This window comes from Thiobaca trueperi, from assembly GCF_004342175.1.
Classification (GTDB): Bacteria; Pseudomonadota; Gammaproteobacteria; order Chromatiales; family Chromatiaceae; genus Thiobaca; species Thiobaca trueperi.
On the sequence record NZ_SMAO01000002.1, the window covers coordinates 262,284 to 280,667 of the forward strand.

The 18,384-nt window shown below is 55.1% G+C and carries 17 protein-coding genes; 8 read left to right on the forward strand and 9 right to left on the reverse strand.

The window, feature by feature from the left end:
* The first annotated feature begins 93 nt into the window (after nucleotides 1–93).
* From EDC35_RS04300 to EDC35_RS18675, 6 genes are all read left to right on the forward strand, one after another.
* Entirely contained in the window at nucleotides 94–4,260 is a 4,167-nt protein-coding gene (locus tag EDC35_RS04300) for a tetratricopeptide repeat protein (RefSeq protein WP_132976008.1), read from the forward strand.
* Between the two features lie 372 nt (nucleotides 4,261–4,632).
* Nucleotides 4,633–5,196: an REP-associated tyrosine transposase gene (locus EDC35_RS04305; protein ID WP_132976009.1), complete on the forward strand. Its 564-nt coding sequence runs from the start codon at nucleotides 4,633–4,635 to the stop codon at nucleotides 5,194–5,196.
* 81 nt (nucleotides 5,197–5,277) lie between these two features.
* Nucleotides 5,278–5,481, forward strand: a complete 204-nt coding sequence (locus EDC35_RS04310; protein ID WP_132976010.1) for a hypothetical protein — start codon at nucleotides 5,278–5,280, stop codon at nucleotides 5,479–5,481.
* A gap of 263 nt (nucleotides 5,482–5,744) precedes the next feature.
* On the forward strand, nucleotides 5,745–6,125 hold the full coding sequence (locus EDC35_RS04315) for a clan AA aspartic protease (RefSeq protein ID WP_132976011.1): 381 nt from the start codon (nucleotides 5,745–5,747) through the stop codon (nucleotides 6,123–6,125).
* Nucleotides 6,126–6,410: 285 nt separating this feature from the next.
* Complete coding sequence (locus EDC35_RS04320) at nucleotides 6,411–6,815, forward strand: O-linked N-acetylglucosamine transferase family protein (protein WP_243651464.1); 405 nt, start codon at nucleotides 6,411–6,413, stop codon at nucleotides 6,813–6,815.
* Entirely contained in the window at nucleotides 6,812–7,087 is a 276-nt protein-coding gene (locus tag EDC35_RS18675; RefSeq protein WP_132976013.1) for a hypothetical protein, read from the forward strand. The genes EDC35_RS04320 and EDC35_RS18675 overlap by 4 nt, the downstream gene beginning before the upstream one ends.
* Before the next feature lie 205 nt (nucleotides 7,088–7,292).
* Here the strand turns inward: EDC35_RS18675 and EDC35_RS04330 are convergent, their stop codons facing one another.
* The 7 genes from EDC35_RS04330 to EDC35_RS04360 form a co-directional block, all read right to left on the reverse strand.
* Complete coding sequence (locus tag EDC35_RS04330) at nucleotides 7,293–7,709, reverse strand: type IV pilin protein (protein WP_132976014.1); 417 nt, start codon at nucleotides 7,707–7,709, stop codon at nucleotides 7,293–7,295.
* Nucleotides 7,710–7,890: 181 nt separating this feature from the next.
* Complete coding sequence (locus tag EDC35_RS04335) at nucleotides 7,891–12,975, reverse strand: PilC/PilY family type IV pilus protein (RefSeq protein WP_132976015.1); 5,085 nt, start codon at nucleotides 12,973–12,975, stop codon at nucleotides 7,891–7,893.
* Between the two features lie 68 nt (nucleotides 12,976–13,043).
* The gene (locus EDC35_RS04340) at nucleotides 13,044–13,523 is read right to left on the reverse strand and encodes a pilus assembly PilX family protein (RefSeq protein ID WP_132976016.1); all 480 of its coding nucleotides are present in this window, start codon (nucleotides 13,521–13,523) and stop codon (nucleotides 13,044–13,046) included.
* 14 nt (nucleotides 13,524–13,537) lie between these two features.
* Entirely contained in the window at nucleotides 13,538–14,578 is a 1,041-nt protein-coding gene (locus tag EDC35_RS04345) for a PilW family protein (protein WP_132976017.1), read from the reverse strand.
* Entirely contained in the window at nucleotides 14,575–15,078 is a 504-nt protein-coding gene (gene pilV, locus EDC35_RS04350; protein ID WP_132976018.1) for a type IV pilus modification protein PilV, read from the reverse strand. The genes EDC35_RS04345 and pilV overlap by 4 nt, the downstream gene beginning before the upstream one ends.
* 17 nt (nucleotides 15,079–15,095) lie before the next feature.
* Complete coding sequence (locus EDC35_RS04355; protein ID WP_132976019.1) at nucleotides 15,096–15,668, reverse strand: GspH/FimT family pseudopilin; 573 nt, start codon at nucleotides 15,666–15,668, stop codon at nucleotides 15,096–15,098.
* Nucleotides 15,669–16,063: 395 nt separating this feature from the next.
* Nucleotides 16,064–16,318 carry a DUF4351 domain-containing protein gene (locus tag EDC35_RS04360; RefSeq protein ID WP_243651425.1) on the reverse strand — a complete coding sequence of 85 codons (255 nt, stop codon included), beginning with the start codon at nucleotides 16,316–16,318 and terminating at the stop codon, nucleotides 16,064–16,066.
* Between the two features lie 248 nt (nucleotides 16,319–16,566).
* On the opposite strand from EDC35_RS04360, the gene EDC35_RS04365 reads away from it, so the two are divergent.
* Entirely contained in the window at nucleotides 16,567–17,085 is a 519-nt protein-coding gene (locus EDC35_RS04365; RefSeq protein WP_132976020.1) for an NADH-quinone oxidoreductase subunit B family protein, read from the forward strand.
* A gap of 18 nt (nucleotides 17,086–17,103) precedes the next feature.
* On the forward strand, nucleotides 17,104–17,877 hold the full coding sequence (locus tag EDC35_RS04370; RefSeq protein ID WP_132976021.1) for a polysaccharide deacetylase family protein: 774 nt from the start codon (nucleotides 17,104–17,106) through the stop codon (nucleotides 17,875–17,877).
* Here EDC35_RS04370 and EDC35_RS04375 read toward each other — a convergent pair.
* Together EDC35_RS04375 and EDC35_RS04380 are read right to left on the reverse strand one after the other, a co-directional pair.
* Complete coding sequence (locus EDC35_RS04375) at nucleotides 17,868–18,125, reverse strand: Txe/YoeB family addiction module toxin (protein WP_132976022.1); 258 nt, start codon at nucleotides 18,123–18,125, stop codon at nucleotides 17,868–17,870. The genes EDC35_RS04370 and EDC35_RS04375 overlap by 10 nt on opposite strands.
* Nucleotides 18,122–18,373, reverse strand: a complete 252-nt coding sequence (locus EDC35_RS04380) for a type II toxin-antitoxin system Phd/YefM family antitoxin (RefSeq protein WP_132976023.1) — start codon at nucleotides 18,371–18,373, stop codon at nucleotides 18,122–18,124. The genes EDC35_RS04375 and EDC35_RS04380 overlap by 4 nt, the downstream gene beginning before the upstream one ends.
* Nucleotides 18,374–18,384 lie beyond the last annotated feature (11 nt).

An 18,384-nucleotide genomic window follows, 5' to 3' on the forward strand; every position in this document is an offset into this window, starting at 1 on the left:
AGTGTGTTTAGAAAAAACTGGGGCGTTATTCAGATATTATCTTTTGACTCATACGTCGATTCCTCTGATTTTCACTACTGATATTCATCCCTTATGCCTTCTCTTTCCTCGCCGCTGGCGGATCTGCTGCGTCAGGCCGTCGCCCATCATCAAGCCGGTCAGTTGGCGAAAGCCGAATCGGCGTATCGCGCCGTTCTGGACGCGGCGTCGGAACAGCCCGACGCCAATCATAATTTAGGCGTCTTACTGGCCCAGCGGGAGCAATATGCCGAGGCGATCCCTCATCTGAAGCGCGCGCTCGAAACCAACCCTGCGCATGGTCAATACTGGCTGAGTTATGCCGAAACCCTGTTGAAATTTGGCGACAGCGAGCAGGCGCAACGGGTTGTTGAGGAAGGGCGGCAACGCGGTCTGGCCGGGACGCAGGTCGATTGGCTGACGGAAGAGATTCAAAAAGTCTTGGTGAATCAGCCAGACTGGCCCGCGCTGCGGGCACTGGAGGAACAGGGTCAATACGCAGCCCTGGAGGCTGAGATCAGGCGTGAGATTGAGCGTTGCGGACGGCGTCCACGGCTGATGCAACTGTTGGGCGTTGCCCTGCTGCATCAACGCAAGGATCTGCTGGCGCGTAATTGTCTCAATCTCGCGGCTGTCGTCATGCCCGATAACGTGGATTTGCTCAACCAGCGCGCGCTGGCGCTGAACCATCTGGGGAGCTATGACGAGGCGCATAAACTGTATCTTCAGGCACTCGCGCTGGCGCCTCGCAACGTCGATTTACTGGCCAACATTGGCGACAATCTAAACGATGCCGAGCGCTATGAAGCGGCGCTGCCCTGGCTGAAACAGGCGTTGGCGATCGATCCCAAATCGGTGTCGGCCCGCGCCAATCTTGCCAATGCGCTGCTTGGGCTCAAGCGGCACCAGGAGTCCTGGGAGCTGGTGCGCGCGCTTATGGCCGAGGAGCAGTACGTCACCCAGATCTTGCTGGTGTGCGCGAGACTCTTGATCGAAACCAACGAGTACGCCCACGCCGAGGCGGCACTGCGTCAGGCACTGATACAAAAACCTAACGATGTCACGTTATTGAGCAACTTGACGGTGGCACTGGGTAAATCGGGTTTGGCTGAGGAGACGATGCGGATTCATCGACGCATCCTGGAGCTGACTCCCGAGAATGACAACACGCAAAGTAATTTATTGTTTTCGATGAATTACAGCGGTAACTATACTGCCGAAGAGCGTGTCGCTGAAGCCCGCCGCTATGGCGATCTGGTGCGTCAGCGGATGCATCGCGCTGGCGGGAAAGCCTATAGTCGCTGGATGTGTGATCGTCATCCCCGGCGCCTTCGTGTTGGGATCGTTTCTGGCGATTTGCATCAGCATCCCGTTGGCTACTTCTTGCTTGGTCTGATTCCGCAGCTTGACCGTAGTCGTATCGAATTGGTCGCTTACTCCACCTGGCCACATCCGGATGATGGCGTAACAGCTCGTTTGCGGCCGCATTTCGACCGCTGGATCTCCCTGGTGGGCGTGGAAGATCGTGACGCGGCCGAACGTATCCACGGGGATGGCGTGCATGTCCTCATTGATTTGGCCGGGCACACGGCACACCATCGGCTTTCCATGTTTGCGTGGAAACCCGCTCCAGTCCAAGTGAGCTGGCTGGGTTACTTTGCTTCGACAGGGGTCGCTGAAATCGATTGGCTGATTGCCGATGAAACAGGTGTTCCCGCTGCTCATCGGAGCCAGTTCACCGAAAAAATCTGGTATGTACCGGATACACGGCTTTGTTTCAGTCCACCCGACCATGCGCCAGCGGTGAGTCCGCTGCCGGCCTTGCACAATGGCTATGTCACGCTTGGCTGTTTTCAGAATCTGTCCAAGGTGAGCGATGACGTTTTGGGTCTTTGGGCCAAGGTCATTGCGCGTTTGCCGGGTGCGCGTCTGCGTTTGCAGACGGCTGCGTTTTACGAAGAGGCAGGCCGTGAACGGATGCTGAAACGCTTACGGAATGCGGGTATCGATCCCGACATGGTCTCGCTGCATCCATCGACCGGTCGTGGTGAATATTTGGTAGCGCATGCCGAGGTAGACCTGCTTCTCGATACCTTCCCTTATCCAGGTGGCACTACGACCTGCGAGGCGTTGTGGATGGGGGTGCCGACGGTGACCTTGGCGGGCGATTCGCTGATTGCCCGCCAGGGAGCCAGTCTGCTGACAGCCGGCGGTTTGACTGATTGGGTAGCTCACTCGCCAGATGAGTTTGTCGAGAAGGCCGTGGCATTCGCCAATGATCTCGACAGTTTGGCTGATCTCCGTAGCCGCTTGCGCGAGCAAGTCGCTATTTCACCCTTATTTGACGGTACAAAATTCGCGGAAAATTTAAAGCAGGCACTTTGGGGAATGTGGCGAGTATTTTCTGACGAAAATGTGAAGGGAGCCGCACACGGTAAGGGCAAGAAAGGAACTGTACTCGTCAAAAGGAAAGCGTCTCCAGCCATCAAAGAGCCAAAGCAAAAAGAGATGGAGGGATTCGAGGCATTATATGGTTCCGGCCGCTATCCGGATGCAGAACAGCGCGCGCGCGCGCTGCTTGCCAAGTACCCACAGCATCCATTTGGATGGCAGGCATTGGCTCGCATCTTTCGTGCTCAAGGGAAGTTACAGGAAGCACTGGCAGTGATGCGTAAGTCAACCGGGCTGGCGCCGGATAATCCCGATGTCCGCACCGATCTTGCGCATACGTTATATGAGGTGGGGCGTTTTCTTGATGCTGTTGCCGAGTACAAAAAATCGCTCGAAATAGCGCCGGATTTCGCGCCGGCACATTTCGGCTTGGGGCTGGCTTTTAAAGCGATGAATCAATGGACAGCGGCGAGTCAAGCGTTCGATCGAGCCGTGCAACTCAGACCTGACGACGCTGATGCGTGCGGCAATCTTGGGGTGATGTACGCTAGGATGGGGCGCTATGATGAAGCGCAAATTCATTTACGTCACGCTCTTGAAATTAAACCTGATGCCTTCTGTTTCTATAGCCATTTGTTGATGTGTTTGAATGAGCAGGGTCTGGTGACGGCATCGGGGTATTTAAATGAAGCAAAGAAATATGGCGAACGGGTCTCTCGGAATGTGTCTCCTTTTACCACCTGGCCAGCTAGCATCGATCCGGAATCCACGAAGTTGCGGATTGGTTTTGTGTCAGGTGAATTTCTCGATCATCCTGTTGGCCATGTGCTCGAAAGTGTGTTGCGGCACTTAAGTCGAGATCGCTTGGAGCTCTTTGCTTATGCAACGCAGCCGCTTGAAGATGTCATGACTGCGGGCTTAAAGCTGCAATTCAATGCTTGGCGAACACTGGACTCTGAAACGGACGATGCATTCGCTGAACGTATTCGAGCAGACGGAATCCATATTCTAATCGATCTTTCGGGTCATACTGAACATAATCGTTTGGGTGTTTTTGCCCGGAAACCCGCCCCGGTACAGGTGAGCTGGTTGGGGCATTGTGCAACGACCGGGGTTAAAGAGATTGATTGGTTGTTTGCCGATGAAATTGCTATTCCGCCTTCTGACCAGCGATGGTTCACCGAGGAGGTCTGGTATTTACCAGAAACGCGGGCCTGTTTTACTATTCCAGACGATGCCTCAGAAATCGGCCCCTTGCCAGCATTGGAAAATGGTTTTGTCACTTTTGCTTGTTTCCAAGATCCTGCCCGAATATCCGATGGAATAATTACCCTTTGGGCCAGGATTTTTGAACGTCTTCCATCGGCTCGTCTGTGTGTACAGAATAAGCAATTGAGCGATTCGGCACTAAGGGAAGAATTTTTGCGCCGTCTTCGTCAACAAAACTGCACTCCAGAACAACTGATTTTGGTTGATCCAAGCAACCAAGTGCCTTCCTTATCAGCATATGCTGAAATCGACCTGATTTTGGACGCATTCCCTCAATGTCATGGTTTGATCACCTCTGAGGCCCTTTGGATGGGGGTGCCTTCCCTGATACTGGCTGGTGATTCGATTTTGGCTCGTCAGAGGCTTAGCCTGCTTTCCGCTGCCAAGCTGACAGATTGGGTGGCGAATAGTGACGATGACTATGTCGAAAAAGCTGTAGAGTTCGCGAGCGATTTAAAAAACATGGAGTTATTACGGCTGAGGCTACGGGAACATCTTCGACAATCTCCGCTGTTCGATGGAAAGCGTTTTGCGAAACGCTTTGAAGAGGCATTATGGAATGTATGGAAACGTAGAATGTAGATACCGTCTTTCCCGTCAAGCCTGCGGGGCATAATCCGCTTGATAAGATTGACGGGTTTTGAAAACGCCAAAACACAGATGGACGTGAGGTTCCCCCGAAAATTAGTCTTCCAAGGGCGACGTAAACTGTCAGCCGGGTAGGGTACGCATCGCGTACCTTACACCCTCTCAATCGGCACGGACGCTGATTGATTGGTCCAATGCTTGATTCAACCGCCGCGCTTCTTCCGGGAGCGCGGCGGTTTTTTTGTGCCTCGATGGAACTACATTGAATCGCCGCGCTTTTTCGGAAACGCGGCGGTTTTTTACGGCTTGGCGGAATGGTACGCGATGCGTACCCTACGGTTTTTCCGACGATGGAATGTGCGGCCAATGTCTCACTATCGCCGTTGTTATCTGCCGGGTGGGTCGTTTTTTCTGACGACGGTCACCGAACGTCGGCGTCCGATCCTGTGCACCGATCTGGCGCGGGCCTGTCTGCGCGCGGCGATCCTCGACTGTCAACGTCAACATCCGTTTCGCCTGGATGCCATCGTGCTCATGCCCGATCATTTTCATGCCATCTTCACCCTGCCGCCGGACGATACGCACTATCCGAAACGCATGGGGCTGATCAAAAAACGCTTCACCCAATGCTGGCTGGCGGCGGGCGGTGCGGAACAATCCCGCTCCGCCTCGCGTCAGCGCTACCGTCGGCGTGGCGTCTGGCAACGCCGGTTTATGGAACACACCCTGCGCGATCAACGCGACTACACCAACCACCTGAATTATCCGCATTTCAACCCGGTGAAACACGGTCACGCCGCCTGCCCCCGCGACTGGCCCTATTCCTCCTTTCACCGCTGGGTCAACTGCGGCGCCTACACCCCCGACTGGGGCTGCGGCGCCGTCCCCGACATCGACATCGACGACCTCTCCCGCGCGCTGGGCGAATAAAGGATACGCATCGCGTACCTTAACCTGAACGACTGATTTCGTTGATTGTTTGTCACCTTTTGGGGTGGTACGATCAAACCAATGAACAAAGAGCAACTCAAACATATTGCCGCTGCGTTGCATGCGATTGCCTTGGCGCAGTTTGCGGTCTTTGGTTATACCGCGCTGATCGCTCAACCCGTTGCCTGGGTGCAACTGACGCTGTCAATCATCGGTTTCTTCAACATCGAATTTGTGGCTGTTTGGGTGTTGTCTTACGTTCGTGATTCGGGGAATCCGCCATGACGAGTTCAGTGCTTTCTCTCTTGATGCTGTTGGTGATTGTCAATGTGATCGGCGGTGCATTGATCTGGTATCTCAAACATCACCCGCCTGGTTATTGATTAGCCAGCAAGGTAGCAAGGTAGGATGGGTAGAGTGACCGTGGTACGACTTTGAAGATTGGGCACGGACGCCTGTCGGTCACGAAACCCATCGTTTACTGCACCAACGCTTGAACTTGAACGCCCTCGGGAAACCGGGGGTGTCTTTAATTGGAGATATGAACAATGGGGCATCTGTTTGCCGACATCCAATTAAGCAATCCGCGTCGGTCAGACTTAAAACCATTGATGGTGCAGGCATTGGTGGATACTGGCGCCTTGATGCTGTGCATCCCGGAACACATAGCCGTGCAATTGGATTTGCCTACCGAATCGATGCGTGAAGTAACGGTGGCTGACGGACGGGCGCTGAAAATTCCGTATGTCGGTCCGACCAAAGTCATGTTTGAAAATCGGCTGTGTTTCGTCGGTGCGCTCGTCATGGGCGATGAAGTGTTGCTCGGTGCGGTCCCGATGGAAGACATGGATTTGTTGTTATCGCCCAGTCGGCAAAGTGTGGTGGTCAATCCGGCCAGTCCGAATGTCCCGCATGCACGGGTCAAATAGCAAGGTAGGATGGGTAGAGTGACCACGGCATGACGCCGATGATTGGCACGGATGCCAATTGGTCACGAAACCCATCGAACCCATGCACCAACGTCTGATCTTTGAACGCCATCGGGAAACCGGGGGCGTTTTTGTTGGACCGCGCATCGGGTTTGCTAAAATCACCGGGTCGCACCAACGCGCGGAGCACGACACATGCCTACGATCAGTATGTTTTACGGTACCGGATGGAAATATGCTGGAGGGTGATCTTCCAGCTAAGAAACTCTGAAACCGGTTGTGCTGGTGGATCTGTCGGGCCATACCGCCGGTTCACGGTTGACGGCGTTCGCGCACCGCCCGGCGCCGGTACAGGTGTCGTGGATGGGCTATTTCGCCACGATCGGGCTGGCGTGTCTGGATGGGGTGCTGCTCAATGTCTGGCACGCGCCACCAGGCGCCGAGCACGCCTTTGTCGAGCCGATCCTCCGTCTGCCCGGCGGGCGCTTCTGTTACCAGCCAGTGCCCTGGATGCCGACAGAGCTCGCACCACCACCAGCGCTGGTGCGCGGGTTTGTGACCTTCGCCCGCTTCAACAATACCGCCAAGCTCAACGTCGGGGTGATCGATCTCTGGGCGCGTATCCTGGCGGCGGTGCCCGCGTGCTCAAGTGGCGCACCCTGCTCGATCCGGACTTGTGCGCTTCGGTGAGTGCCGCCTTCGCGGCGCGGGGGATCGCGCCCGAGCGGCTGGAACTGCGGGGGCCGAGTTTCCATGCCGATCTGCTCCAAGAATACGCCGACCTCGACCTTGCGCTCGATCCCTTTCCCTTCACCCGCGGGCTGACCAGTTGCGAAGCGCTGTGGATGGGTGTGCCGGTCGTGACCTGGCAGCAGGCTCGGGCGGTCAGCGGTAACTGGCGAATGACCTTTGTGTTTGAAGACGAAGATGCCACCCTGATCGATTACCAGGATGACCACTGAAAAGGTTTCAATTTGCGCCCAACCAAAAGCGCCCCCGGTTGGCCGATGGCGTTCAAGTTTAAACCGTGGTTACTCTATCCGTCCTATCTCGCTCAACGATGAATCGCTGCTTCACGAGACGGCAGGTTTCGAGCTTGGATCGATTTGAGCACTCCGCCTCGAATTCGTGAAGCGGAGCTTCGTCACCAGATCCAGGGAGGATGAATCAACGGCGCCAACAGTCGCTGACCGTGCCGTCGGACCCTTTCAGCCCTGTCTGCGTGATGGTCAGGGTGCCGCAGGTGTCGCTGGCCTGGGAGCCAACAGGTACGGCTTGCAGGGTGAAAGCGGTGGCGGTTGGATTGGCGGCAAATGAAAAGCCGTAGTGAGCAGCCATATCGGCCTCGGTCGTGCAGCCGCTGGGAGGCAGGGCGTTGCCGACGTAACTTGAACTGCCGGTAAAGCGCCGTTCCATCCTCTGCGCCAGTTCCATCAGACAGGACGCCCCATTTGCCCGCCAGGATTTGCGCACCGAATCCTGATAGGAGGGATAGGCAATCGCGGCCAGAATGCCGACGATGGCGACCGTGATCATGAGTTCGATGAGGGTAAAACCGGCGATCTGTGAACGAGTGGTTTGCATAAATTAAGAGCCTGTTCCGGCATGTCGTTTCATGAAGTCGCAAAATCAGTCACGCTGCATCCTCTGGCTCCCAAACCCCGGCGCGGGAGCCACTCAGGACGCTCCGTCGTCGCGTGACCGACAGTGGTGCAATGGCATTCCCACGCCAGAGAACGTGGGAATGAGCCAACGAGCCAGACAGTCAGCGCAGTTGCCGCCAACCTTGTCGGCCAATCGCACTGCCATCCACTCTGCCCGATTCTTTAGCTTCCTCGCCGTTGGAGCCAGCCGTCACCAGGGTGTAATCGTCGCCATCCAGCAGGGCGCGGGGGGAATCAATGATCTGATCCAACCTGAAACCGCTCAGTGGCACGACGACTTCCTTGCCATCAATGGTCACTGTCCTGGTGTCGTTTTCATCAAATTTCTTGTCACCATTCACGTCGAAGGTCGGTCCTTCCGAGCGTGCGCCGGTAAACATATCGACAGCAAGTATCCAGCTTTCTCCGCCGCCAGTCTGACATGGATCGGTCGATGTCACGGGAACCAGAGTGGTGAACAATACCAGCCCGGATCCGGAAAGAATCTGCGGGCGGCTGATGATTCGCTCGCCCTGCTTGATGCGCGCACCAGCCGTGTTAGGATCGGGAGAGGTTAAATCGATATACCAACCGCGTTTAACCGGGCTCGCACGAGTTCCCCAGTCGATTGAATTTTTCGAGATGACTCGCCAGTTTTCCTTTTCGCTTGCAATCTTCAGCTCGAAAATGATTTCCTGTTTCTGCAATGCCGAACGGCCTGCCGTAATTGCACTGCCGTCTTTCCAGACTGTCTTGGTTGTCTCGGTCGTGTCTTTCCCCAGGATCGCGTTATCCCAGATTCCATAAGCGGTCTGGACTGTTTTATCGGCAGGGTCGGTCGCGCGCATATATTGGCCCGTGCCGAAAAAGACGAGATAGCCGCCTGATGGGTGTATGCCGACATCCAATGGATCGGTAATGGGTTGAGCCACGCCATCGCCATTAACGGCCTGGAATAGTGGTGCGCCATAGGCGATACCCCAGTCGTCGGCTGACGTCCCGGTAAGGTCGAATTTCCAGAGATTGCCCTTGAGATCGCCGGCATAGGCGCCGGCGATGGTTTGTTGGCCATCGCGGATCAAGGCGACGGCAGAGAGTCCGTTCATATTGTCATTCGAAACCTGGATCTTTTTAATCAGGCTGCCATCATCCAGATCGACAATGTAAAGCGATGCCCCGGTGCCCGTGTCGGAGCCATTGCCGAAATAACCGCTGCCGAAAATGGCGGCCCATTTGCCGTTCTGCAGGCGACCGATAACGGGTGAGGAGGTCATCTGGCCGACCATATAACCAAGGTCGGTGTCGGTAAACTCCCAGAGCACGTTCGATTCGTCGAAGTTATCCGGGTCCGTCACATCCAGTGCAAAGACGGTACGCCCGCCAGCGCCCAGCGTGCCGACCAGAACTGAACGCCAAGCACAATCGTCATCACCAACATTGACACAGGCATCGCCAACAGAGGGCGAGCCATCGACGAAGTACCGGTGTTGATAGGTTTTGCTGGCGAGATTGGCCAGATTGGGCAACACCGCATTTGGCGCATAGGCAAATTTTTCGACGCCCGTTTCCGCATCGAAGGCATGCAGCATGCCGTCATTCGCGCCGACATAAATCATCGGGCTGCGATCTTTATAGGTATCGATAAACCCGCCTGCGCCAAGATAAGTATCCTGTCCGGGTGTTCCTGTCGGCAGCTTCGCGTACCCAAGATTGGTCGGTTTACCGACATAAAGCGGATCGGAGTTAATGATGTCGCCAAGAATTTTGGTGCGGTGGCGAAAGCCGGCTCCATTTTCGCTCGCAGATTCCTGACTATGGTCGCCATAGACCCAGTTCAGCAAAGCCTTCTGTGAAGTTTCATTTGCAGCCAGCATGTTCTTCTGTGGCGCGTTGAGGTCATCCCAAGTAAGCGGAATGCCCAGTGTCTCATCTGTATCCGTGTCCCACGACCAGCTATAGATTTTTCGTTTATTCCAATTTGGAAGCTTTTTCTCAGCGCTCCAGATTGGTGTCTTGGAAGCGTCCTTGCCAAATATTTTCAAGGCGATTAAGTCGCCGCTCCAGTCATTGCTGTCGAAACTGGCTTGATAGATTATCGCATCGTTAGTGGCGCGACTCGAACTTGCCGCAATGGATGCGGCAGTCGATTTTGACAGCAGGATGATTCGGGTAAAGGCGTCTTCCAACTGCTTCTGTAAGTTGCCGGCATTGGTGACGAGGAAATAATTGAGTGAAGGTTGGCCTTTCTTAAGGCCGCTATTCCCTTCTGAGCCATATTTGGCGGCATACCAGAGTGGATTTTCCAAGACGGTCGCCACATCAGCCGAATTACTGGCGGTGAAGGTGCGACTGGCCTGAAGCGGGAGTGGTTTGCACGTACTGGGTGGAGTAGCGACGTCGCAGGCTCCGGGCACGAGTCCGGCAGGTGTGTTGAGGAAATAAGCAGGATCCTCGTTCTCGCTGGTGTCTTTATCGCGGACTTCCAGGTAAACGCCATCATTTGTGGTTCCCGAAACCACATATCCGATGTGTTGCATAATGCCACCAGCGGCGTAGCTCGAATCGAGTGAAATCGTCAAGGTCTTGTCTGCATTCACTTTGAGGTCATACAGGACGATCGCGTCCATATCGTGATCGGCGCCTTGCTCGACGTCTTCATAATTGATGCGAAATTTAATTGAAGGGCGTCCTTCATTGATGTTTGCATTGGCATCGGAACCCTTTGGATCGGTATTTGCAAATTCCTCAATGAAGAAATCAACGATGGTATTCGTCGGCTGGAATTTGCTTTTTTCGGCATTGATGCTGGAGCCGCCTACCGATTTGGCGAATGGCACGACAGTGACCAGTTTGCCATCTACCGGAATCACGATTTTAGGCAGCGGAGAGGCCAGTGCGACAGAGAAAGTATTGATATCCTGTTTGTCGGTCAGATTGGTGCGAAGGTCATTGAGAAAGCCATAACGGGCAATGCCAGCGGAATAATAGCCGCCCTGCTTGGTTGGCTCTGCAGGCGACAGGCCGCGGATATTACCTAATCCGCTGACGCTTTTAGCCGTCGGTGCGCCATCATAGTTATCGCCCACCTGTCCGATGAAATGCATGCTTGAACCGCTGCCATATTCGGCGGTCCAGATGGCGTCCGCCTCATTTTTCACATTGAGGCCGCTGATGTCGCCACTGAAACTACCCCAAGCGCTGCCAGGAACATACTCGGTATCGAATGATGGATTCACATCGCTGATGAGCAATTGAGCCGCAGGTGAACAATAGAGTGTATCTTTTTTCAGGTAAGGGTCCTGCCATGATGGCATGGGGAGGTCCATCGTCGAACTGCCTGAATAATCGCGCAGAGTCACGCGCTCCTTGCCATCGGTCGGTGTTGGCGTGAAGTCTGCTGTGGCAGTTGTTTTTCCGGAAAAATAACGCAGGGTTTCATACATCATTTCAGCCAGCGGATTGCCCCAGTCCGGAAATTTGCTATTCGATTTGGACATTGACTCGGTTGTCAGCCAACCGTCGTTATATTGATAACTCTGGTCCATATTAAAATCGACGATGCGGAATTTATTGATGGTTTGCACGATGCCATCAACATTTTCTTTGAAAATTCCGGTTTTCAGGTCGATTTCGTTGGTAAAGCTTTCGATGTTTTTGCGCAGAACGCCGCCGCGCATGTTATAGGGGTGGGTAAATGATCCAGACATCAGGCCAAACATCATCTTATCGGTATTTCCATACTTTTGAAGCAGGCCGTCCGGTTTATACGTGGTGGTATTTGGCGTGGCTGTCGTATCCGTATAGGTTTTACAGCTTTTGTCTAAAAGATCGGAAGATTTGCAGACCTGCACGCGCACCACATAATCTGCGATTTTCGAGGCTGGAAGGTCTCGTTTCAGCTTGTAGGTTGTAATGGTTGGCGCCACATTCGGTTCATCTGCTGATTTGCGAAAGCTTGTCGCCGGCACGATAGCCCAGACTCCATTCGCTGGTTTCCAGAGCAGTTCCCAGTTGTCGTCGCCGGTCATTTCTTCATGGCGAAATTCAATGTCATGCCAGCCGGCGGTTAATGTTTTGGTCACAACTGAGCCGGTATTGTTTGCACGGGTCTCAATATTTGAGTCGCCTCTTCTGCCATGTCCGCCATACCAGCCAGTGATGACCTGATTGTCAATCAACACCTCGACTGCATCGTCGCCATTCGTCGCAAACAGATAGTTACCCTCTGTCGGCGCATAAATCTGGCCGCGAATGACAGTCATGTAATAGTCGTGAGCACAGCCATTTGAACCACTGAACGGATTTTTATTTGATCCGGAGTTGCTGATATTGCCGCCAGTGATGGCGCCGCTGCCGCATTTTTGATCATCGTTTCCCCAGGCATCGACGAGCGCCTGGAATTCAGACGAGTTGTTTGGATGGCTCGCAGTCTGTGTCGTCGAGCTTGTCTCGCAATCGCCTGAAACGCATTTCGTGCCGGCGACCGGTCGCTCGATCGCCACCCACTCCCAGATCCTGAATTTTGAGTTGGGCAGAACCCGCATTAAAGGTTCTTTGCTTCCTGTTTTCAGCAGGGTGGTATTGGCAATCAGATGACGTGTCCCGGTCGTGGGGAGAGATAGCGGGGTGTAATCGCGAATGTCATAGCCATCGCGGGCGATGCTGTGATATTCCTTGCCCCAACTGTGGGCGTCTTGCGGGATATAAGCGCGCTCCAAGACGGTTTCAGTGGTGGTATCGACGATACGGTGGCCGCCATACAGCACCTTGCGCAGGGCGTCAATGCGGGTCGTAGTGATGTAGTTGAGAAAATCGCCGCTCCATTTTCCAGGGCATTTTTTGTTGGTGGTCGTGGAGTCAGGGGTAAAACGATTGTCGCTATAGGTGTAGCAAAGATAAGAATCGAAATAGCCAAAATAATCAAAGCCAGCGTTTGGCTTGTAGCCGACATCCAATACATTGTCACCGTTAAGATCGGACGCATCGTTATAGGCTTCATAATAAAGCGTGTGGTCGCGACCCATGACCAGCATGGTCAATGGTGGCGCGTCAATTCCCCCGCCCATAAAAAGCGGCGTTTGAGCAATGGCTGGTGGCAGGGATGCATCGTCAGAATACGTAAAGGCTGCGGGAAAAATGAGCAAGGCGCCAAGTAAAAGTGGGAATAATGGTTGCTTGAGCATGAAACGGCGGCCACGGTTACGCATGATGTGTCTCCAGTGTAGGAATTTCTTGGCCTGGCATTGCGCCTTGCAATCTTTACTTCATTCAGCAATCAATCAGGATTGCCGCGTCCAATGGTCGTTTGCAGAACAACAACAGCCGTTGCGGTAGATCCTTGCCCGCGTGAGGTGACGCGATAAAGGCCGCTAACATCTTTAAATTCCAATGCGCTGCTTAAATCTGCTAATTTTTCAATGACATAGGTCGGTTTGTTGATGATATCCTGAATCGTGCCAGTGTAAGTTTGATAGTTGTCCCACGCAGTGTCTTGCTGTGGATCCGGTTTAACCTCGGTCAGTTTTGGCAGTAAATCCGGTGTGGATGTTTTTGTGACATTTTGTTCGGCTTCACGCAGTGCCGCTTCTGCGGCTTGGAAAGCGAGATTGCGATCTCGCGCATTGCCCGCCATGCGTTCATCGAGACTGGTGGTTTGAATGGCCGTCACACCAATCAGTGTCATGAGCAGAAGCAAAATCAGCCCGATGACCAGGACAGTGCCGTGTTGTCGGTGGCGGAGTGATTGCTGCATCATGGTTGTTCGCTTCCTTAGGGCAGTCTGTTGCGCAGGGCAATGGTGGTGGTGAACATTTGATAGATGCGCCGGTCTGGAAATGGATTGGCTGAGTCGTAAAAACTGCCATCGTTTTTCATGAAGGGAAGCGACATCGGCGTTTCCACCAGATTGTCGTCATCGCTGTAGACTAAAAGATTGATTCTGACAGCGATCACCTTTTCCCAATTCGTGTCCGTCCAGGCCGAATCTGCCTCGACGTAGTTAGTGCCCGAGTCGGTTAGATAGGTTATCTGCATGTCGAAAACATTTGGCATTAACTCAATGTCTTCATAAGAAGAGCCTTTGTCGAATCGCCGCTCCCATAAATTGCGCCGTTCATTTGCGTCTTGAGCAATAAAATAAATCCGGCTTTGAAGAAGAAGAATTTCCATGTTTTCTTCATAGTCGTGGCTGAATTTATTGCTTGCGGCATCCTTGTTTCCTGGTCCGGGAGTTGCGGTGCTGCTGGCGCGTGAAAGCGTTGACGCAGTATTAATGGAACGATTCTGAAAGACATCGCAGCCATACGGGTCAGTGATGACGAAAATGGAATTCAGATTTTCATTTGGGTCTTCCAGAGCGATTGTTGTGGAAGCGGAAGATGTATCGCTTGCCGCCTCTAGGCCGGAAAGTGTTGCAGCATGTTTGAACATGATGACATCGGTTCCGGCAACATAATCATTCATCGCTCCGGTGTTGGCGCTTGGGTCGTCTCCCTTTGCTCCATTCCAGCCCTTGATGGGTTTTTTTAGATCGAAGCGATCAGCCGTATAGCCTTTTGCTGAATCTTCAAGAAGCAGGTTGTTGGGCGATTTGATGCAGGAGCCCTTGAACCCGGCCTGACGGATTTCGCGGGATAGATAGTCGAGTACAAACCGCCCGTCTTCCTGTAGTCGCGACAAGGATTCAGTTGTTCGGTAACTTTGTTTGCTGCCAATGAAAAGTGAGATAATGCCCGCGGTCAGGAACAAACCAACGGTCATGGCGACCATTAGCTCGACCAGCGTAAAACCGCTATTTTTTAGTCTACTCATAACTGAGTCTCGAAACTGAACGAAATGGTCCCATCAATGCCTAAGTCAGTGCAAACCGGATCGCTCTCACTTTCTTCAGACTCGCTGCGCGAATCATTCCAGCAAATCGTAACGGTGATTTGATTACCCGATGCTGAAATATTTCCTTGTCCTTCTGGCAGCAGGCAAGCAAGACGATTTGCCCATTCGTTAAAGTCATCTTCAGCGATATTGGAACCTGTTCGTGTGAAATCGCCTTCGCATTCTTCGGCTTCGGCATTTCCTTTATAGGCGGCTACCTTGTCCCGATTCGCCCGCATGGCATCGGTAATTTCATACGCCAGATTCGTAGCCTGGGTGCGCAGATAAGACCCTTGGTTCAACTTGAGTGAGACACTCTGCAATCCAGCTAGACCAAGCAGTCCAACAGAAAGAACAAGGGCTGCAATCAGGACTTCAATGAGCGTAAAACCGCGCTGCCGAAAGACGGCGCAGGGCGCAAAATCTGCTGAACGCTTCATGTCGACTCGCTCATCCATCAGGGGCATGTTGCCTTGCTTGAGGTCGCCCGGCCAACAGCGCTGACGGCGATGGTTCGCCGTTGATCGCCGGAGCAGCCGGTTGGCGTATAGGTAAAAGTAATCGCTGCCGCCGCCTGTCCGGTGCCGCGAAAAGTGACCTGTCCGGTGCTTGCGGTAAAGGTGGCGGTTCCGCTGAGGGCAGGCCAGACCCGCAGGATCTCCAATGGGCTGGAACCGGTGACGTACAGAATCCAGCCATCCGCCCAATTAGTCGTATTGGCGGTGCGGCATGCCGTGGAGTTGGTGGACGAACAGACTGAAACAGAGGCGCCGCGTTTGACCGCCTCGCTGCGTGCCAGATTCAAGGCGGTCAGAAATTCGTTGACCTGGGTGGCGGTGCGATTGGTGCGCATCAGATCCTGAAAGCTCGGTACGGCAATGGTCATCAGGATGGCGGCAATCGAGAGGGTGATGACCAGCTCAACGAGCGTGACGCCAGCCATGTGTTGCGCCTGCCACGGTCGTGCAGGCGGTTGCATGGCGCGGATGGCGGGAACCTTCCTGGTTTGATGGATACGGCTGGCGGTCATCGGCTTTCTTCTTCGCTCGTCTCGGGTCTGTGGGCGTCGCCACTGGTGGACGACTGACGGTTGACGCTGAGGGTCGCTGATGGGTCGTCCCTGGTCAAGTGATCGCGCTGCTCCGCTGTCGGGCGCCCGCAAACGGATTTGGCGTCAACGCGCGAGTATCAAAACATGAGATCGATCCGGGCGGCGAGACCGTCATGATCGGTTCGGGTGGCGAGCACGGCGGGATGACGGTGAATCCGTGGGGCTAATCTTAGTCCATGTTTTGAGTGAAAAGCGGGAGGTATCGCACAGTTCTTAACTGTCGCCTGGTGTGCGGGCGCCTCCGGTGGCTGGGCTGCCGCGTGCGTTCAAAGTGTGGACGGAACGCATGCCCCATCCGCTTCATCCTGGGGGCGTCAGTGGGTGAGCAGTTCGTCAAGGGATTGGATGTCGAGCACAGCGTCGAGCCAGGCGTCCAGTTGCGGGATGTCGGCGCTATCAATGCGCGTGCTGACTCCGGCTGGCAACGGGCCAAAGCGGCGGGTGAGCAGACGCTTGAGGCTGTCGGCTTTTCCTTCGGCCTTGCCTTCGGCTTTGCCCTTGGCTTCGCCCTTGACGAAGATGGATTGATAAGCGCGGGTTTCTTCGCGCGGGGTGAAGATGTTCAACATCGTCGCGATCTCCTCGTCCGTAAGCGACCGGAAACGATCGATGGGTCGGTTTTCATGCAGTTCTCGGGCGGGTCAGTGCGTTCTCAGTGTAGACGAAGCGCACGCCGTTTCGTCAAATGAGGGTGGGGCTTCATTGTTTGTGAGCCTGTTGTACCATGCTGCCTCCCCCGCCATCCGGCATAGAATAAAATCAGAACAGCAACGCCGCATGCCGCGCCGGACGTGGCTGAACACCTGGACTGTAAAAGATGTTTCGTATCCTTGAGCAATCCCTGCGCACCGGCGTTGTCACCGAGACGCCGCCCGACTGCGGGGACGCTGAACTCGAACGGCTGGGCATTGAGCTGCGCCGGCTGATCGATGTGCGCTTCGGGCGCAGTCTCGCCATCCGTCAGGTCGATGCCGGCTCCTGCAATGGCTGCGAGCTGGAGATCCACGCGCTCAACAATCCTTATCATGATGTCGAGCGTTTTGGCGTCCATTTCGTTGCCTCACCGCGTCATGCCGATGCACTGCTTGTGACGGGGCCGGTCTCGCGGCACATGGAAACCGCGCTGCGTCGCACCTGGCGCGCGACGCCTGCGCCGAAATTCGTCATCGCGGCGGGGGAGTGCGCCTGTACCGGGGGTGAGTTCGGTGTTTCTTATGCAAGCTGCGGTGCGGTGGAGAACGTCATCCCGGTGGATGTGAAGATTCCCGGCTGTCCGCCCGCGCCGCTGGACCTGCTCAAAGGACTGCTTGGGTTCATCGCGTCAGTCCGCGTCTGAGCGACGGCCCGATCAGCAATGCGTCCCCCACCGCTTTCCATTCTGATGTATCACCAGGTCGGCGACTTTGCGCCGATGCGGGCGCATCGGGCGAATTACTGCGACCGTCGCCGCTTTGCCGCGCAGATGGCCTTTCTTGACCGCTTCGGGTACCGCGTGCTGAGTCTGGATCAGGCGCTGCGCGGGCTGCGCGGCGAGGAGGTCATCCCGCCGCGCGCCGTGGTGCTGACCTTCGACGACGCCTATGACAACTTCGCCGATCGCGCCCTGCCGGTGCTGCAACAGCATGGCTTTCCGGCGACGATCTATGCCATCAGCGGCTGGCTCGGGCGGCGTGCCGACTGGTTCGCCAAGGATCCGGGACGCCCGATTCCCACGCTGATGAGCGGCGAGCGGCTGCGCGCCGTGCATGCCGCTGGCGTCACCATCGGCTCGCATACGGCCAGTCATGTCAAGCTGGCAGAGGTCGATCCGCCAACCCGACGCGCCGAACTCAGCCGGAGCCGGGCGGATCTCGAAGATGTGTTGGGCGCGCCGGTAACGCACCTCTGTTATCCCTTCGGCAGTTTCGATCTGGACACGGTGCAGGCCGCCGCCGAAGCCGGCTATGTCAGCGCCACCACCTGTCTGCGCGGCGCGGCGACGCCGCTGGATCATCCGCTGGTGCTGCCGCGCAAGGCGATTTCCTATGGGGACAATCTGCTTGGCTACTGGTGGAAGCTCGCTGTCAAACAGGCGCCGAAACCGGCGCTGGTGGAGTGGCGGAGGCTGGGTGAATCGGCTCAGTGGTAGTGATAACGCACCTGCGCAATCAGCAGATCCTCGCCATGAAGCTTGTAGACGATTCGATGCTCAGCGTTGATCCGCCGCGACCAGTAGCCGGAGAGCGCGTGCTTCAAGAGTTCGGGTTTGCCGGTGCCGGCAAAGGGCGTGCGCTGGATTTCGCGGATCAGACGATTGATCCGTGCCAAGATCTTGCGATCCTCTGTTTGCCAGTCCAGGTATTCCTCCCAGACCCGTTCGGAAAAGACGATCCTCACTCGATCAATCCCCGCTCGGCTCCGCCGCCGGCTTCAAGCTCGGCGATGGATTCCAGCAACCGCCGGGCGTTGGCTGGACTGCGCAATAGATAGGCCGTTTCCTGAAGCGCGTTGTAGTCTTCCAGCGAGAGCATGACGACCGCCTGATCGGTCTTGCGGGTGATGATGATCGGCTCATGATCGTCACAGACCCGGTTCATGGTCTGGGCCAGATTGGCACGGGCGGCGGTGTAGGTGATCGCATCCATCGAGTTTTTCT

What these genes read in the sequence shown, in the direction of transcription:
- EDC35_RS04300 (WP_132976008.1), top strand. Translation starts at nt 94, where the DNA reads ATGCCTTCTCTTTCCTCGCCGCTGGCGGATCTGCTGCGTCAGGCCGTC.
- EDC35_RS04305 (WP_132976009.1), top strand. Translation starts at nt 4,633, where the DNA reads ATGTCTCACTATCGCCGTTGTTATCTGCCGGGTGGGTCGTTTTTTCTG.
- EDC35_RS04310 (WP_132976010.1), top strand. Translation starts at nt 5,278, where the DNA reads ATGAACAAAGAGCAACTCAAACATATTGCCGCTGCGTTGCATGCGATT.
- EDC35_RS04315 (WP_132976011.1), top strand. Translation starts at nt 5,745, where the DNA reads ATGGGGCATCTGTTTGCCGACATCCAATTAAGCAATCCGCGTCGGTCA.
- EDC35_RS04330 (WP_132976014.1), bottom strand. Translation starts at nt 7,709, where the DNA reads ATGCAAACCACTCGTTCACAGATCGCCGGTTTTACCCTCATCGAACTC.
- EDC35_RS04335 (WP_132976015.1), bottom strand. Translation starts at nt 12,975, where the DNA reads ATGCGTAACCGTGGCCGCCGTTTCATGCTCAAGCAACCATTATTCCCA.
- EDC35_RS04340 (WP_132976016.1), bottom strand. Translation starts at nt 13,523, where the DNA reads ATGATGCAGCAATCACTCCGCCACCGACAACACGGCACTGTCCTGGTC.
- EDC35_RS04345 (WP_132976017.1), bottom strand. Translation starts at nt 14,578, where the DNA reads ATGAGTAGACTAAAAAATAGCGGTTTTACGCTGGTCGAGCTAATGGTC.
- pilV (WP_132976018.1), bottom strand. Translation starts at nt 15,078, where the DNA reads ATGAAGCGTTCAGCAGATTTTGCGCCCTGCGCCGTCTTTCGGCAGCGC.
- EDC35_RS04355 (WP_132976019.1), bottom strand. Translation starts at nt 15,668, where the DNA reads ATGACCGCCAGCCGTATCCATCAAACCAGGAAGGTTCCCGCCATCCGC.
- EDC35_RS04360 (WP_243651425.1), bottom strand. Translation starts at nt 16,318, where the DNA reads ATGTTGAACATCTTCACCCCGCGCGAAGAAACCCGCGCTTATCAATCC.
- EDC35_RS04365 (WP_132976020.1), top strand. Translation starts at nt 16,567, where the DNA reads ATGTTTCGTATCCTTGAGCAATCCCTGCGCACCGGCGTTGTCACCGAG.
- EDC35_RS04370 (WP_132976021.1), top strand. Translation starts at nt 17,104, where the DNA reads ATGCGTCCCCCACCGCTTTCCATTCTGATGTATCACCAGGTCGGCGAC.
- EDC35_RS04380 (WP_132976023.1), bottom strand. Translation starts at nt 18,373, where the DNA reads ATGGATGCGATCACCTACACCGCCGCCCGTGCCAATCTGGCCCAGACC.